The organism is Rathayibacter sp. AY1C5 (genome assembly GCF_002931705.1).
Lineage (GTDB): Bacteria > Actinomycetota > Actinomycetes > Actinomycetales > Microbacteriaceae > Rathayibacter.
On sequence record NZ_PSWD01000001.1, the window covers coordinates 35388 to 51177 of the forward strand.

The following is a 15790-nucleotide window of genomic DNA, read 5'->3' on the forward strand; positions in this document are numbered from 1 at the left end:
TGGAGTCGCTGCTCGGCCGGGCGAGGCACCGCGACGAGGGAGGCCGTCAGTTCGAGGTCTCGTCGCGGCACGGAAGGAGGTGCGGGCCACTCAGCATGGACCGAGAATAGCACCGCGCTCCCCCGCCTCCCGGGCGGGCGAGGCACGGAGTCGCCCGGCTCAGGCGCGGGCGTCGAGCACGGCGTCGACGACGACGACGGTGACGTTGTCCCGTCCGCCGGCCTCGACCGCCGCACGCACGAGCGCCTGAGCGAGGTCGGCAGGGTCGCCGGAGTCGCGGCGGGCGAACAGGGCGGCGATCCGCTGGTCGGAGAGCTCCTTCGTCAGCCCGTCGGAGCAGAGCAGGTAGCTGGCGCGCGGCACGACGGGCAGCGTCCAGACGTCCGTCTCGACCTCCTCGTCGGCGCCGAGGGCGCGGGTGACGATGTTGCGGTCGGGATGCGACTCCGCCGACTCGGGGGTGAGCAGGCCGGCCGAGACGAGCTCCTGCACGGCGGAGTGGTCCACCGTCAGCTGCTGGAGTTCGGCACCGTCCCAGCGGTAGACGCGGGAGTCCCCGACGTTGAACAGCGCCCAGCGGGCCGGGCCCGCGGGCTCGGGGAGCACGAGCATCAGCCCGGTCAGCGTCGTGCCGCAGAGCGCACCGCCCACGTCGAGCGCGCGCACGGCCGTGTTGGCGCCCTCCACCAGGTCGAACACCGCGTCCACCGGACCCAGGCTCGTCGGCCGGTACTCGCGCAGCGCCTCGACGGCGGCTGCGCTCGCGAGGTCCCCTCGTGCGTGCCCGCCCATCCCGTCCGCGACTGCCAGGAGCAGCTCGTCGGCGAGGAGGGCGTCCTCGTTGACGCGGCGGACGGCGCCGACGTCGGTGCTGCTGCTGACGGCGAGCCGCAGCGCCCCCTGGGGCAGGTCGACCGTGGTCGTCGTCATCGCGGGATCACTTCTCCTCGGCGGAGGACCGGGCGTCGTCCGCGACGACCTCGGGGTGCCCGTCGTGCAGCTGGATGTGGCGGTGCTCGCGGCGCATCTTCGCCAGGCTCGCCAGCGTCGCCACGGTCATGCTCAGCACGATGACCACGAGCGAGGTGATCGTGTCGATGTCCCACACCGGCACCGGCTCGCCCCCGTTGAGGAAGGGCAGGTCGTTCTCGTGCAGGGCGTGCAGGACGAGCTTCACGCCGATGAAGGCGAGTATGAACGCGATCCCGTACTTGAGGTACTCGAGCTTGTCGATCAGCCCGCCGAGCAGGAAGTAGAGCTGGCGGAGCCCCATCAGCGCGAAGACGTTCGCGGTGAACACGATGAAGGGGCTCTCGGTGATGCCGAAGATCGCCGGGATCGAGTCGAGCGCGAAGAGCAGGTCGGTCGAGCCGATCGCGAGGAAGACGATCAGCATCGGGGTGAAGAACGTCGTGCCGTTCTTGACCGTGCGGATCTTCGAGCCGTCGAACTCGTCCGAGATCCTCACGCGCTTGCGCAGGAGGCGGATGAGCAGGTTGTCGGTGCCCTCGTCCTCGTCCTCCGCGCCGAACGCCTGGTTCCACGCCGTGTAGACCAGGAACGCGCCGAACAGGTAGAAGATCCAGCTGAAGCTCTCGATGAGCTGCGCGCCGAGGAGGATGAAGATCCCGCGGAAGACCAGCGCGATGATGATGCCCACCATCAGCACCTCCTGCTGCAGCTTCGCCGGCACCGCGAAGCGCCCCATGATGATGACGAAGACGAACAGGTTGTCGATCGAGAGGCTGTACTCGGTCAGCCAGCCCGCGACGAACTGGCCCGCGAGCTCGCCGCCGCCGAGGATCAGCATCGCCAGCGCGAAGATCAGCGCGAGCGTGACGTAGAAGCCGACCCAGAGGCTGGACTCCTTCAGGCTTGGCACGTGCGGGCGCTTGTAGACCAGCAGCAGGTCGGCGGCGAGGATCAGGCTCAGGACGACGAACGAGCCGATCACGAACCAGACGGGCAGATCGAGCATGAGGGCCTTCCGAGTGGGTGGGGGCCGAAAGTCTCTCCCCGGGGAGCGGACGGCCGTGCCGGTCCGCGTCACCCGTCCCGCCCCGGCGCCGCGCAGGGGCGGTGCGTACTGACGGGAGCGGAAAGGTCGGGATACTCCCCTTCGCGGATGCGATCCTAGCGCCGATCCGGCCGGGCACCGCCGCGGGCGGGAAAGCCGGACCGGGGTGGACACCGGAGCGTTAAACGAGAAGAACCCCCGGGATGACCGGGGGTTCTTCTCGTGTTGCCGTGGTGACCCCAGCGGGATTTGAACCCGCGTTACCGCCGTGAGAGGGCGACGTCCTAGGCCGCTAAACGATGGGGCCGCGTTTTTGCAACTCGAAGAGTGTTGCACACGGATCAGCATCCGTGCAAATCGAGCGGCCCGCCGATCCGCTCGCCGACCCGCAGGCCCTTGCCCGCCGCTCGCCGACGCGGTTGGCTCGGAGGATGAGACTGACGAAACTCGAGCACGCGAGCGTCCTGATCGAGGAGGGCGGCGCCCGGCTCGTCCTCGACCCCGGCTCCTTCACCCGGCCCGTCGAGGGGACGGCCGGGACCGTCGCCGTGGTGATCACGCACGAGCACGCCGACCACTGGACCCCGGAGCAGCTGCGGCGCCTGCGCGACGCGGCCCCGTCGCTCCGGATCCTCGGCCCGGCCGGGGTCGCCGCCGCGGCCGAGGGCTTCGACGTCGAGACGGTCGCCGACGGCGATGTCGTGACGGTGGGCCCGTTCGAGCTGCGCTTCTTCGGCTCCCGTCACGCGGTGATCCACCGGAGCATCCCCGTCATCGACAACGTGGGCGTCCTCGTCAGCGGCCGCGTCTACTACGCCGGCGACTCCTTCACCGTCCCCGAGGGCGTCGACGTCGAGGTCCTCGCGGCCCCGTCGGGCGCGCCGTGGATGAAGATCGCCGAGGCGATGGACTACGTGCTCGAGATCGCGCCGCGGCACGCCTTCGCGACCCACGAGCAGGTGCTCTCGGAGGCGGGGCGCTCGCTCGGCCACGACCGGCTCGGCTGGGCCGTGCGCGAGGGGGGCGGGGAGTACCACGCGCTCGAGCCCGGCGACGTGCTCGAGCTCTGACGCCGGGGACGACGACGGCCGGGTCGGGGGCGAGCCCCGGCCCGGCCGTCGTCGCGATCCGCTAGCGGATCAGTAGTACTCGCCCTGGCGGTAGTCCCAGGAGTTGAACTGCTCGGCGAGGTTCAGCATGATGCGCTCGTAGTCGAGGCCGCGGCGGATCAGCACGGGGCCCGGGGTGATCGAGCGCTCGCCGCCCTGCACGGGGATGAGGGCGCCCGAGGCGTCCACCATCGAGACCATGACGCCCTGCTCGTGGCGGGAGTCCTCGTCCTTGTCCGGCTGGATCGAGGAGACGTAGGAGTCGGCCGAGACGATGACGTCGGCCTCGTTCTCGATCCGCTCGCCGATGTTCGCGACGCGGCCGCGGTTGCCCACGCCCGAGGGGTTGGCCGAGCTGGCGAAGGTGAGGGTGCGGTCGCGCTCCCACATGGTGGCGACCAGCTGCTCGGCCGGGCGGCCGAAGCGGATGACGAAGCAGCTGGTGCCCCGTCCGTCGCGGACCAGCTCGCGGGCGTCCTCGTCGATCAGGTCGACGGCCTCGGCCTTCCACGGGAGGATGCAGCCGAGCAGGACGTCCTGGTCCCAGTGCTTCTGGTAGAAGGCGAGGACCTCCTCGTTGAGCTCGGCGAGCTCGGTGAGCTGCTCGATGCTGGAGCAGAGCACGACGCCCGGCTTGTTGCGGTTGCGTTGCTTGGCCGAGAACTTGCGCTCGAGGCCCGCTCCGTCGGTCGTCATCAGGATGTAGCCGACCTTGGTCGCGCAGACGACCAGTCCACCGGGGGCGTAGAGCGCGTCCACCGCTTCCGCAGGAGCCTGCTCACGCCATTCGATCACCGTCGTGCTGGTCATTCTTTCCCTTTCGTGGTGTCCAGAGACGCCATGGGCGGGGCCCCGGCCGAGCGGAAGCCTAGCGGATCGCCTCCCGTCGTCCGCGGCGGTGATGCCGCGAACGGACGCGCACCGGGCTCCGGATCGACTCCGGTGCCCGGTGCGCGCCCGTCCGCGCCGCGCGCGCCGACGGGACGGCTCAGGCGAGGGCCGTGAGCGAGCCTCGCGCGAGCGTGTTGACGGTCAGATGGAAGCCGACCAGCGAGGCCGGAGTCGACTCGTCGACCGGCAGCGTCGGCACTCCGAGCGCGTGCACCGTGAAGAGGTAGCGGTGCGGGCGGTCACCGGGCGGCGGGGCCGCACCGGCGTAGGCGAGCGACCCGAGGTCGTTGAGCGCCGGGCGCCCCACTTCCGTCGAGCCGGCGGCCAGCTCGGTGACCTCCTTCGGGATGTCGACCAGGACCCAGTGGTGGATGCCGCCGAGGGTCGGCGCATCGGGGTCGAACACGGTCACGGCGTACGACTGCGTGCCCTCGGGGCCGGCGCTCCAGCGCAGGGACGGGCTGGTGTCGCCGCTCCCCTGGGCCTCGGCGAGCCGCTCGCCGTCGGTCACGTCGTCGCTGGACACCTCCAGGGGCGCCGTCGCGGGCAGGAAGTCGAGCGGGTGCGGGGGCGTGCTCCTGGTCAGATCGGTCATGTCGTTCTCCTTCTCTCTCAGTCGGTGACTCGGCCGCGGACGCCGTCGAGCCAGTAGTCGGAGTGGCGGTCCGCGGTCGCCGCGTCGCGGAACGAGTACGTCTTCAGCAGCCAGCGGAAGCGGGTCTTGTCGCGGTCCTGGACGTCGACGAGCTGACGGCTGTGCAGGCCGTCCTGGTTCGCGATGATCAGCAGGTCCGCGTCGCGGATCCGGTGGTACTGCTCGCTGACCTTCGAGAGCGCATCGCGGAACTGCCAGAGCGCCCACAGGTGCGGCAGGTCGTCCGGGTCGGCCGGCACCGTCCGGGTGTCGTAGTAGCGGAAGCTGTGCTCGTTCTCGAGCAGAGCGTGCTGGTCCGACACGATCTGGTTCTTGTTCTGGGCGCGCGAGAGCTCGTCGAACGGGGTGATGTAGACCGCCTCGCGCAGGAGCGCCTGGTTCTCGGGTGAGATGAAGCGCAGGATCTCGCGGCCGTCGACGTACTTCGTGTAGACGAGGTCGGTCTCGGGCGTGCGCAGTCCCAGGAGCGAGATGAAGTCGGCGCGCACCGGGTGCGCGGTCCGCTCGTTGTGCCAGTACAGCTCGCCGTCGGTCTTCTGCGTCTGGGTGTTCGAGAAGCGGTTGTCGGCGTAGACGTCCTGGAAGAAGTCGCCGTTGTTGCGGGTGGCGTACGCGAGCAGCGGCGAGCCGAGGTACTGCGACTGCAGCTCGAGCAGGCCCTCGCCGACGAACGTCAGCTTCTTGCGGTACTTGTCCTCGAGCGCGTCGTCCTGGTCGAGCCAGGGGATCTCGTCGTCGACCGGGTTGTTCGAGATCAGGTGCGCGTAGGTGATCTTCTCGTCGCGCTCGCGCCGGATGCGGGCGAGCGCGTCGACGAAGCCCTGCGGGACGTCGCCGCTGTCGATCAGCGCGGCGATCGCGTCGCGGAAGCGGTCGTAGTCCTTGTAGGGGTCGATGGCGACCGCCAGCAGCGACTGCTGGAGGGTCGATCTGTCGGAATCGGAGAACGTGTAGATGGGCTGCATTGCTTCACTCCTTGCACGTGGATGAGGGACGCCGCCGCCGGGCTCGTCCCGGACTTCCTCTGTCACTCCGCTTCCGCGGTGACGGCCCTCCTCTCCTGTCGTCGCATCGAGACGGCCCCGATCGTCTGCGCGAGGACCGCGAGGACGACGAGGACGATGAGGGTCGGCGCGGTCCCTCCCGTGAGGGGGACGAGTATCCCGGCGCCGACGAGCAGGACGGCCTGGAGGATCCCCTGGTTGCGCTCCAGTCCGCGCATCACCGCGACCCGGGCGCCGTCCTCGAGCCCGTTCATCGCCGGCGCCAGGGCGATCATCGTCGCGGGCCGCACGAAGCCGCCCGCGATCCCGAGCAGGGCCAGGCCGGCGATCGCGGCGCCGAGCACCCCGAGGGTGGTCAGGGCGAGGCCCAGCACCTGGGTGAGCGCCGTCAGCCGGAAGACCAGGGGCGTGCCGGCGATGAGCGGCGAGAGCCGGGCGGCGGCCAGGCCGGCGAGCGTGTAGAGGCCGAGCACCAGGCCGAACGCGGGCAGCGTCAGACGCAGCTCCTGGAACAGCAGCAGCGGGATCACGAAGGTGTAAGCGGCGAGCAGGACGGCGCGGTTCACGGAGTAGTAGAGGGACCAGAAGCGCACCGCGGCGGGCAGGACGGCCGGCCGCACGGCGCGCGCCGCCACTCCCGAGGCGGCGCTCGCGCCGAGCGGCAGGCGGGCAAGGAGCACCACGGCCAGCGCGGCGCACGACACGAGCGCGCTGAGGAGGAACGGCAGCCGGTCCCAGAGCGCGAGCGAGGCGGCCCCGAGCACTCCCGCGCCGAAGGAGGCGAGGAACATTCCGCTCTGCACCCGCGTCTCCTGGCGGCGAGCATCGGCTCCGGCGCGCAGCGAGGAGGCCAGCGCGGCGTCCCGCCCGGCCGTCAGCGAGAAGCCGCAGCCGGCGAGCAGCTGGCTGATCACGACGGCGACCGGATCCGCGTCCAGCACGATCACGACGAGGCCCAGTGCCTTCACGCCCTCGCCGACGACGAGCGCGCCCGCCGAGGACAGGCGGCGTGTGAGCGGCGAGAGCGGGCCGTCGGCGAGCGCCGCCACCACTCCGTAGAGCGCCAGCAGCAGCGCCACGGCCAGGATCGGGTAGCCCCGCGCCAGCAGGAACACCGCGACCACGGGCAGGTGGAAGTAGGCGCGCGAGACGATCCGGTAGACCGTGATCAGCCCGGCGGCGCTGCGGCCGCGCGGGGCGTCCCCGCGCCCGAGGTCAGACAAGGGAGGGCACGACGACGCGCAGTGCGTCGGCGCCCACGTCGCCCTGACGGACGATCGACGCGCCGCCCACGAGGGAGACGATCGTGCTGCTCATCGTGGAGTCGGGGGCGGTGGTGCTGCGGATCAGGTAGTCGCTGTCGCCGCCGAGGTGCTCCGCGGCGAGGTCGAAGTCGACGAGTCCGGTCGACACCGTGCCGCTGATGTTGGCGGAGGTGGCCGCGAGCGGCAGGCCCGCGAATATCGAGAGCAGGTTGATCGGGGCGCTGAGGTTGTGCACGACCGACACCGTGTCCTGGCCCGAGGTGACCCAGTCCGGGACGACGGGCTTGCGGCGCAGGATGACGTTCAGCGGCCCCGGCCAGAACGCTGCGACGAGCGCGTCCATGTCGGCCGTCTCCGGGGCGAAGGCCCAGGTCGCCCAGTCGCGGGGCGCGGAGACGAAGAGGGTGAGCGGCTTCGCGCCGTCCCGCTTCTTCATGTCGTAGAGGCGGAAGCAGGCGCTGCGCGAGAAGGGGCTGGCGAACACGCCGTAGTTCGTGTCGGTCTGCGCGATGACGGTCGCGCCCTCGCGGAGCTCCTGCCCGACGCGCCGGAGCTCGTCGAGATCGGTCGCGTCGATGATCTGTGCCGTCATGGGTAGTGCTCCTGCTGCGCTCGGGCGCGTCCGGGCGGGGCCGGATCGCGTCGCTGTCGTGTGGCCCGCTGACGGCGGCGCCCCACGGAGGGCGCCTGGCGGGTCGGACGGCGGAGGCCGTCCGGATGCGGGTGACCACGGAGGAGAGATGCGGCTGCGTCCTCCCCCCGAGGACGTCTGCCCGGTGAAAGTAGCACGGTGCGCATCCGGCCCCTTCGTGTTCGCGACGCTGCATGACGAAAGAAGTCGTCGACGTCGGGGAGCAGGGTCGGGGATCGGTATGTTCCGCTGACGCGCCGCATCTCCGCGGCGTTCTCCCGGCTCCGCGGATCCGCGCGATCGTCCGTCTGGCGGCGCACCACGGCCGGGGCTGGACGGCTCGCGGCGACCCGGTCTCCGGGCCCTCCCGCTCCTCGACAGAAGGACCGCCCATGACCGACTACTGGCCCGCGCTCCTCATCCTGCTCACGATCGTGGCCGTCGTGGTCCTGATCGTCGTGCTGAAGGTCGAGCCGGTGATCGCCCTCCTCGTCTCGGCCCTCGGGCTCGGCCTCGTCTCGGGGCAGGGCGGCGAGGGGACTGTGACCGCGATGACGTCCGGATTCGGCGCGGTCCTCGGCGACATCGGCCTGCTGATCGCGCTCGGCCTGCTGCTCGGATCGCTCCTGGAGGCGCTGGGCGTGGCCCCGCTGCTCGCCCGCTGGCTCGTGAAGCGCTTCGGTCGGCGCGCGCTCCCGGTCGCCTACGCGCTGACCCTGGGCGTCGCCTTCCCCTCGATCTACTCCGACGTGCTGGTCGTGATGAGCGCACCGCTGACTCGTCTGGCCTCGCGGGGGCTCGGTGCCGGTGGCTACGGGCTGCTGGCCGGCTCCTCCATCGTCGGGATGATCGTGGGCGTGGTCTTCGTCGTCCCCGGAGCCGCCGCGCTGGCCACGGCAGGCATCGCGGGCGCTCCCCTGCCGTCGATGGTCGCCATCGGCGCCCCGCTGGGCATCGTCACAATCGTGCTGACCGTGCTGGTGTACAGCGCCCTGGTGAAGCGCGGCGGCTGGCGGGACGAGCGCGACCTCGAGGGCGGGGCGGTCCCGGGGCCCGCTCTCGAGCCCGAGGCGGGCGCGGCCACGGGAGGCACGGCGCTCGCGACGCGGCGGGTGCCGCTCGCGCTGGCCGTCGCTCCGATCGCCCTCACCATCGTGCTGATCGCCGCGAACTCGCTCACCCAGCTGGCCGAGCTCGACGTCCCCCTCCTGCGGTTCCTCGGCGACGCGCACATCGCGCTGCTGGCCGGCTTGGTGCTGGCCTACGCGACGGCACTGCGGACGCTCCCGAAGGGCGCCGTGGCCACGGCACTGGGCGGAGCACTGACCCGCAGCGGCCCGATCGTCGTCCTGACCGGGGTCAGCGGCAGCCTCGCCGCCGTGGTCGGAGGAACCGGGGTCGGCGACGCGCTCGCCGGCGCCTTCGACGGGCGGGCCCTCTCGCCGATCCTGCTCACCTGGGTCGTCGCGGCCGTGCTGCACGCGGCGATCGGCTCGGTCTCGACGGCCGCGATCACCGCGGTCGGCATCGTCGCCCCGCTGATCCCCGTGCTCGACGTGAACCCGGCGCTGATCGCCCTGGCCGCCGGCTCCGGCGCGCTCTTCCTCGGGATGGTCAACGCCAACGCGTTCTGGCTCTTCAAGTCCGTGCTCGGCCTGACCGTGCGGGGCACGTTCACCGCCTACTCGCTGACGCTCTCGATCGCCTCGGTGATCTCGCTGCTGGCGCTGCTGGTGGCGGGAACGTTCGTCTGAGCGTCGGCCGGCCCCCACGAGGCCACGCTCGCGAGGTCGGCGCCGAACTCGACCCGGAGGCGCACGGGCGCGCCCCCGCGCAGCACGCCCGGCAGCCAGAGGCGGGCGTCATCCCACATCCGGTCGAACGGCATCTCGTCGACCGGGACGAAGGCGGCGGCGAGCTCGCTCGACTCGGTGACCTCGCCGGCGACCCGGCGGCAGAGGAAGACGTGCGAGCGCTGGCTCCACGCCGGCCGGTGGGGGAAGGAGTAGTCGAGCACGCCGCGCGGCTCCAGGTCGGCCGGGAGGGCGACCAGCCCCGCCTCCTCCTCCAGCTCGCGGACGGCCGCGTCGACGGGCGACTCCCCGGGCTCGAGCTTGCCGCCGGGGGCGACCACGCGGCCCTCGCCGAGGCCCCTGCGCTTCCGGCCGAGGAGCACCTCCGCACCCCGCGGGCCGTCGCGGAGGACGTAGACGACGCAGACCTCGGGCAGCCCCACCGCGCACCTCCGCTCCGACGGGCCGGGGGCCCGGCACCGCCGTCGTAGGCTAGCCCGGTGACGACGACCGCGCTCGAGCGCTTCCAGGCCCTGCTGCGCGTCGACACCGTGTCCCACTCGGACGAGTCGGCGACCGACTGGAGCCGCTTCCACGCCTTCCGGGAGCTCGTCGCCGAGCTCTACCCGGCGCTGCACGCGGCGCTGGATTCCGAGACCGTCGCCGGCCACTCCCTCCTCTGGCGCTGGCGCGGTGAGGAGCCGGGCGAGCCGGCCGTGCTGATGGCCCACTACGACGTGGTCAGCGTGACGGCGGCGGAGTGGTCGCACGACCCGTTCGCGGCCGAGACGGTCGTCGCCGCGGACGGCCGCACCTCCGTCGTGGCGCGCGGCGCCCTCGACGACAAGGGCTCCCTCGTCGCCCTCCTCGAAGCGGTCGAGGCGGCCGTCCTGCGGGGCGAGCGGCCCCGGCACGACGTGTACCTCCTCTCCACGCACAACGAGGAGACGGCGGGCGACGGCGCCCCCTCGGTCGTCGCCCTGCTCGGCGCGCGCGGGGTCCGCCCGCGCCTCGTGCTCGACGAGGGCGGGAACGTGCGGCGCGGCATCCTGCCCGGCGTCACCACCCCGATCGCCGTGATCGGCGTCACCGAGCGCGGGATCATGAACCTCGAGCTGACCTGCCGCGACGTCGGGGGCCACGCCTCCGCCCCGCCGCCCCCGCCCGGGCTGCTCGCCACCCAGCGGCTCGCGAGGGCGATCCACCGCCTGACCGAGAACCCGTTCCCCTCGACCCTCCCGGAGCCGATCGCCCAGCTGGTGCGCGCGGCGGCCGACCACGCGGACGCGGCCCACGCCGTCTGGTACGCCCGCCCGCACGAGCACCCGGAAGCCGTCGTCGGCGCGCTCGCCGCCCACTCCAACCGCTCGGCCGCGATGCTGCGGACGACGGTCGCGATCACCGAGCTGCGCGGCAGCACCGGAGCGAACGTCCTCGCCTCCAGCGCCAGCGCCACCGCGAACGTGCGGATCAACCCGGGCGGCACCGTGGCGGGCGTGGTCGAGCGCATCCGCGCCGTCATCGACGACCCGGAGGTCGAGGTCGAGGTGAAGGTCGCCCACGAGCCCTCCCCCGTCTCCCCCACCGGCGAGCGCGGCGACGGCGGGCCGTACGACCTGCTCCGCGCGGTCGTCCAGGAGTCGTTCCCGGACGCGGTCGTCGCCCCCTACGTGCAGACCGGCGGCAGCGACGCGCGGCACTTCCACGCCATCAGCGACCACGTCTACCGCTTCATCCCGTTCGAGATCAGCCCGCGGCAGCAGCTCGGGATCCACGGGGTCGACGAGTCGGTCGAGGCCGACCAGTTCGAGCGCGCCATCGAGTTCTACGCGCGGCTGCTCGCCCGGCTCTGATCGCGGCGGTCCTCCGGGGTCCGGGAGGACCGCGCAGCGACCGGCAACCTGGGAGAACCGTTCGATGACGCGCCGACCGGTGTTGGCCCGGAGTTCACCCCGCGATGATGGACTGATCGCAGCGGGGTCGCCTCCGCTGGAGCAGTGCGCAAGTGCCGACGCCGGGTCGCGTGATCCGGCTCCCGCCGATCGTGGAACCCGAGGATCATGTCCCTCCGCCAGGCCGAGTACCCCCGGCCCAACCACTTCATCCTTCACCTGAGCGACACCCACTTCATCGCCGGAGACGGCGGCCTGTACGGCTCCGACGTCGACAGCGAGGCCCAGCTGCGGCTCCTGTTCGACGAGCTGGAGGCGTCCGGCGGACGTCCGGAGGCCATCGTCATCACGGGTGATCTCGCCGACAAGGGCGAGCCGGAGGCGTACGCGAAGCTGCGCGCCGTCGTCGAGCCCGCGGCCGCACGCCTCGGCGCCGAGGTGATCTGGGTGATGGGCAACCACGACGACCGCGGCGCGTTCCGCTCGGGGCTGCTCGACCAGCTCCCGACCACGCAGCCGGTCGACCGCGTGCACGACGTCAACGGGCTCCGGATCATCGCGCTGGACTCCACCGTGCCCGGCGCCCACTACGGCGAGATCTCGGACGCGCAGCTCGACTGGCTGGCGGAGGAGCTCTCCAGCCCGGCCCCGCACGGCACGATCCTCGCGCTGCACCACCCGCCGGTGCCGAGCGTGCTCGACCTGTCGGTCCTCGTGGAGCTGCGCGACCAGCCCGCCCTCGCGGAGGTGCTCGAGGGCTCCGACGTCCGCAGCATCATCGCGGGCCACCTGCACTACTCGTCGACGGCGATGTTCGCCGGCATCCCGGTCTCGGTCGCGTCGGCCACCTGCTACACCCAGGACCTCAACGTGCCGGTGGGCGCGACCCGCGCCCGCAACGGCGCCCAGGCGTTCAACCTGATCCACGTCTACGACGGCACGGTGCTGCACTCGGTGGTGCCGATCGGCGCCTCGACCGAGGTGTCGTACGTTTCGGCGGACGAGACGCAGCGGATCCTCGCGGACCGCGGCGTCGAGATCGCCGCGGCGACGGCGGCTCCGGTCGCGCGCGACGAGGCGCTGTACCCGCCGCTCGTGGAGCCGGTGGGCGTCAGCGCGTAGCGACGCGACGGGGCGTCGGGGTCGCCCCGACGCCTCCGGGCGCCGCGTCGACCGCGTCCTCGGACACGGCCGGCGGTATCAGCGCCCGCCAGCGCGGTCCCGCGCTAACAGCCATCCGGCGAACGCCAGCGCCGCGGCCAGCGCGACGCCCACGCCGACGCCCGCTCCCACTCCGATGCCCGGGAACACGAGCGAGCTCGCCAGGCCGAGAAGCAGCCCGGCAACCGCTCCCCCGACGGCCCAGCCCACGGTCAGTCCTCGCGCTCCCACGGAGCCGGGATCGGGTAGTACTCCTCGAGGAACCCGATGACGGCCTTGGTGCGCGCCTCCGCCGAGATCTCGGGGAAGCTGCCGTCGTTGAGGCAGAAGAAGTCGACTCCGCGGTTCTTGAGGAGCTTGCGCATGTCCTTCAGCCCCTGGTGCATCGTCGTGTCGACGTACTTCACCGAGGCGTTCTCCTGCACGACCGCGCGGCCGGTCATCAGCGCGTAGTAGTGGTAGAGCGAGTTGGTGACGGAGACGTCGCTCGCGGAGCGGAAGCGGCTCGCAGCGGTCGCGGTGAACTCCGGCTCGAACTCGGCCTCGAGCTCGGCCATCACGGTCTTGCGGAGCGGCGTGGCGGCGTGCTCGAGGTGACGGGTCGTCATCGCGCCGAAGCGCTCGCGGAGCAGGCGCCGGTTGACGCGGGCCGCGTTCTCGAAGCCGCTGCGGGAGGCGTTGGAGTCGCCCATGCCGATGCGCGTCGTCGCCTCGATGAACTTCGTGATACCCCCGGGCGAGAAGAAGATCGACGGGTCGACCGGGCGCCCGAAGAACATGTCATCGTTGGAGTAGAGGAAGTGCTCCGCCAGCCCCGGGATGCGGTGCAGCTGGCTCTCGACCGCGTGGGAGTTGTGCGTCGGCAGCACCGAGAGGTCGCGGAAGTGGTCCTCGCTGCGCACGAGGGTGACGTCCGGGTGCTCGTCCAGCCAGCGCGGGCGCGGGGAGTCGGTGACGATGTAGATGTGCCGGATCCACGGCGCGTACATGTAGACGCTGCGCAGGGCGTACTTGAGCTCGTCGATCTGGCGGAAGCGCGCCGGAGCGTCGTCGCCCTCGCCCACCACGTAGCTCGCCATGCGGGCCGCACGGGCGCGCTGGAACTCCAGGTCGGTGCCGTCGACCCACGAGAAGACGATGTCCACCTCGAAGCGGATGTCGCTGACGAGCGGCTCGAACATGCCCTCGAACGTCGGCCAGGTGCGGCCGTACGCCTCGACGTGGGCGTCGATGGCTTCGGCGACGGGGAGGCTGTTGCGCATGAGCGCGTTCTCGGCGGGAGTGATGATCTCCTCCTCGCCCACCTTCCACAGCTCGAGGCGGACGCCGCTGCGGGCGCCGTAGCGCAGCGATCCCGTCGAGGAGACGCGCGGGCGGAAGAGCTTGAAGACGGAGGCGCGCGGGTACGGCGCGAGCACGCCCTCGGCCAGGAGCTGGGGCGGGGTGCCCCGCTTGTCGACCGTCTTGGCGTAGAAGGGCTCGGTCGCGAAGGCACGCGCCAGCAGCGTGGCCAGCTCGGCGCCGAGCACGCGGTCCACCGCGAGGAAGGGCGAGCCGTCGGTGCCGCGGATGAGGCGGTAGGGGAATTCGGCGGCGTCGAGGACCTCGCCGATGGCGATCAGGTCCTCGGTCCAGGCCGCGCGGGGCGTCGTACTCGAGTTCACCAGCGAGAACAGGCCGGCATGGACCACGACGTCGTCGCGGTCGAAGTGGCGCGGGCGCAGGAGCGGTGACGGAAGAGCACGGACGGAAGGCATGATTCACATTATCCGCCGTGGATTTCGTCCGTGTGACCGGGCCGTCGGCTTGACAGCGACCGCGGGGCCGCACGGTCAGCGCGAGAGCGACCCCAGACGGTCCCCCGCCTTCTCCGCGGCCTTCGCGGCCCGCCTGGCGCGGTGCCGCTCCTCGGCGGCGACGACCCCCAGCGCGAAGGCCCCCTCCCCGCTGCGATCGGCCTCCTTCAGGATCAGCGCACGGGCGGCGAGCGCGTCGCGCTCCTCCCCCAGGGCGTCGGCGAGGTCCTCGCCCGCCTCGGCGAGCGAGCGGCGCCGGGCGCCGACGGCCTCGGGGACGACCGCCCGCCACGCCTCCACCGTGTAGCGGAGACGCTTCGCCGCCTTCCGCAGGTCGTGTCTGGCCTCGAGCGAGCCGCCGGCCGCCGCGGAGCCCGCTGCGGAGATGCGCGCGAGGTCCTTCGCGACGGAGCGGCGCACCAGCGCCGTCGCGCTCGAGCCCGCCCGCGCGGTGCGGGGCGGGTCCGCGAGCAGGGCGTCGAGCGAGGCGAGGAGCGCGAGGTAGCGGCCGCCGCGCAGAGTGCGGTCGACGCGGCGCAGCGCCGCGGCGTGCCGGTGCTCGATCTCCTCCAGCAGGGCGGAGGGGGAGCTCGGGGCGCCCTCGACGGCCGCCAGGGAGGCGCGGAACCGCTCGGCGAGCACCTCCTGATCGCGAGCCGCGCCGAGGACCCCTCCCAGCCAGCGCAGCTCGTCCCGCACGGGGTCGGTCGCCGCACGGTCGAGCACGGAGCGGGAGGCGGCGAGGACGGACCGGAGCCGGCGCGCGAGCACGCGCATCCGATGCAGGGCGTCGTCGGCCTCGAGGCGCACCCGCGGGTCGACGGCGCGCAGCTCGCGCAGGAGCGAGCGGACCGCGGCGAGCGCCGCCTCCCCGCCGTTCCGCGGATCCGGGACCGTCTCCTCGATCGGGCCGCCGGTGGCCCGGGCGAGCTTCGAGGCGCTGGCGGCCGGGCGGGCGCCCGCGGCGAGGAGGCGCTGCTCGATCGCGTCGAGGACCCGCTCGCCCTCGTCCCCAGGGACGTCGACGAGCTCGACCTCCCACTCCCTCCAGCGCCGCTCGCGGCCGGTGCGCTGGTCGCGCGCGGTCACCAGGTCGTCGGCGATCTCGGCGAGCTCCCGCCCGTGGGAGTCGAGGGCGCGGGTGATCGAGCGGACCGTCTCGAGCAGCGCCAGCGGCTCGAGCGGCGCGCGCCCCACCTGCCCGAGCACCGGCTCGCGGACGGCGGACGGGACCGTGCGCGAGGCCGTGAGCTCCGCGTGGATCTCGGTGCGGCCGGAGGAGCCGGGCAGCTTGACGTGCCAGCCCTGGTCGGATCCGCCCTCGCGGCGGCGCAGCGTGATCCGCGCCCGGGACAGAGCGCGCTCGGCGGTGTCGAAGTACTCGGCGCGGAGGGTCACCGGCTCCTCGGTGCGGACGCTCGCGACGCTCCCGGTGCCGGTCAGGTCGGGCAGCCGGGTGCCCGCGTCGACGTCGTACTTGCGCTCGACCTCGGTCTGCACTCTCCGCGCACCGCCCGCCCGGGACGTCGCCGACTCGTTCTCCGCACCGCTGGCCATGCTCCATTGTGATCACGCC

15 protein-coding genes and 1 tRNA gene are annotated in these 15790 nt (G+C 72.5%); 4 read left to right on the forward strand and 12 right to left on the reverse strand.

Annotation, left to right across the window (positions count from 1 at the left end; all coding sequences use genetic code 11):
• Window positions 1–159: 159 nt before the first annotated feature.
• From C5C57_RS00170 to C5C57_RS00180, 3 genes are all read right to left on the reverse strand, one after another.
• A complete protein-coding gene (locus C5C57_RS00170) occupies window positions 160–930 on the reverse strand; it encodes a PP2C family serine/threonine-protein phosphatase (protein ID WP_104297141.1) in 771 nt (256 codons plus the stop codon).
• Window positions 931–937: 7 nt separating this feature from the next.
• Window positions 938–1978: a TerC family protein gene (locus C5C57_RS00175; protein ID WP_104297142.1), complete on the reverse strand. Its 1041-nt coding sequence runs from the start codon at window positions 1976–1978 to the stop codon at window positions 938–940.
• A 270-nt stretch (window positions 1979–2248) separates the two neighbouring features.
• Window positions 2249–2324 (reverse strand) — tRNA-Glu (locus tag C5C57_RS00180).
• Window positions 2325–2448: 124 nt separating this feature from the next.
• Here C5C57_RS00180 and C5C57_RS00185 point away from each other — a divergent pair.
• Complete coding sequence (locus C5C57_RS00185; protein ID WP_104297143.1) at window positions 2449–3087, forward strand: MBL fold metallo-hydrolase; 639 nt, start codon at window positions 2449–2451, stop codon at window positions 3085–3087.
• Window positions 3088–3156: 69 nt separating this feature from the next.
• Here the strand turns inward: C5C57_RS00185 and C5C57_RS00190 are convergent, their stop codons facing one another.
• The 5 genes from C5C57_RS00190 to C5C57_RS00210 all read right to left on the reverse strand — a co-directional run bounded on the left by C5C57_RS00190 (window position 3157) and on the right by C5C57_RS00210 (window position 7533).
• Window positions 3157–3936, reverse strand: a complete 780-nt coding sequence (locus C5C57_RS00190) for an L-threonylcarbamoyladenylate synthase (RefSeq protein WP_104223084.1) — start codon at window positions 3934–3936, stop codon at window positions 3157–3159.
• 178 nt (window positions 3937–4114) lie between these two features.
• A complete protein-coding gene (locus C5C57_RS00195; protein WP_104223083.1) occupies window positions 4115–4612 on the reverse strand; it encodes a YbhB/YbcL family Raf kinase inhibitor-like protein in 498 nt (165 codons plus the stop codon).
• 17 nt (window positions 4613–4629) lie between these two features.
• On the reverse strand, window positions 4630–5637 hold the full coding sequence (locus C5C57_RS00200) for a TauD/TfdA family dioxygenase (protein WP_104223082.1): 1008 nt from the start codon (window positions 5635–5637) through the stop codon (window positions 4630–4632).
• A gap of 62 nt (window positions 5638–5699) precedes the next feature.
• A complete protein-coding gene (locus C5C57_RS00205) occupies window positions 5700–6899 on the reverse strand; it encodes a hypothetical protein (RefSeq protein WP_104225617.1) in 1200 nt (399 codons plus the stop codon).
• On the reverse strand, window positions 6892–7533 hold the full coding sequence (locus C5C57_RS00210; protein ID WP_104225616.1) for an L-threonylcarbamoyladenylate synthase: 642 nt from the start codon (window positions 7531–7533) through the stop codon (window positions 6892–6894). Before C5C57_RS00210 ends, C5C57_RS00205 begins: the two co-directional genes overlap by 8 nt.
• A gap of 431 nt (window positions 7534–7964) precedes the next feature.
• Here C5C57_RS00210 and C5C57_RS00215 point away from each other — a divergent pair, with 431 nt between their 5' ends.
• On the forward strand, window positions 7965–9326 hold the full coding sequence (locus C5C57_RS00215; protein ID WP_104225615.1) for a GntP family permease: 1362 nt from the start codon (window positions 7965–7967) through the stop codon (window positions 9324–9326).
• Here the strand turns inward: C5C57_RS00215 and C5C57_RS00220 are convergent.
• Entirely contained in the window at window positions 9254–9808 is a 555-nt protein-coding gene (locus C5C57_RS00220; RefSeq protein WP_181027084.1) for an 8-oxo-dGTP diphosphatase, read from the reverse strand. The two genes, C5C57_RS00215 and C5C57_RS00220, sit on opposite strands and share 73 nt — an antisense overlap.
• A 57-nt stretch (window positions 9809–9865) precedes the next feature.
• On the opposite strand from C5C57_RS00220, the gene C5C57_RS00225 reads away from it, so the two are divergent.
• A complete protein-coding gene (locus tag C5C57_RS00225) occupies window positions 9866–11218 on the forward strand; it encodes a M20/M25/M40 family metallo-hydrolase (RefSeq protein WP_104246553.1) in 1353 nt (450 codons plus the stop codon).
• 207 nt (window positions 11219–11425) lie between these two features.
• Window positions 11426–12379: a phosphodiesterase gene (locus tag C5C57_RS00230; protein ID WP_104246554.1), complete on the forward strand. Its 954-nt coding sequence runs from the start codon at window positions 11426–11428 to the stop codon at window positions 12377–12379.
• A gap of 78 nt (window positions 12380–12457) precedes the next feature.
• Here C5C57_RS00230 and C5C57_RS17535 read toward each other — a convergent pair whose 3' ends face one another.
• From C5C57_RS17535 to C5C57_RS00240, 3 genes are all read right to left on the reverse strand, one after another.
• The gene (locus tag C5C57_RS17535; protein ID WP_146082316.1) at window positions 12458–12649 is read right to left on the reverse strand and encodes a hypothetical protein; all 192 of its coding nucleotides are present in this window, start codon (window positions 12647–12649) and stop codon (window positions 12458–12460) included.
• Window positions 12631–14175, reverse strand: a complete 1545-nt coding sequence (locus C5C57_RS00235; protein ID WP_104233778.1) for a stealth family protein — start codon at window positions 14173–14175, stop codon at window positions 12631–12633. Before C5C57_RS00235 ends, C5C57_RS17535 begins: the two co-directional genes overlap by 19 nt.
• Window positions 14176–14250: 75 nt before the next feature.
• Entirely contained in the window at window positions 14251–15771 is a 1521-nt protein-coding gene (locus tag C5C57_RS00240; protein WP_104246555.1) for a CYTH and CHAD domain-containing protein, read from the reverse strand.
• Window positions 15772–15790 lie beyond the last annotated feature (19 nt).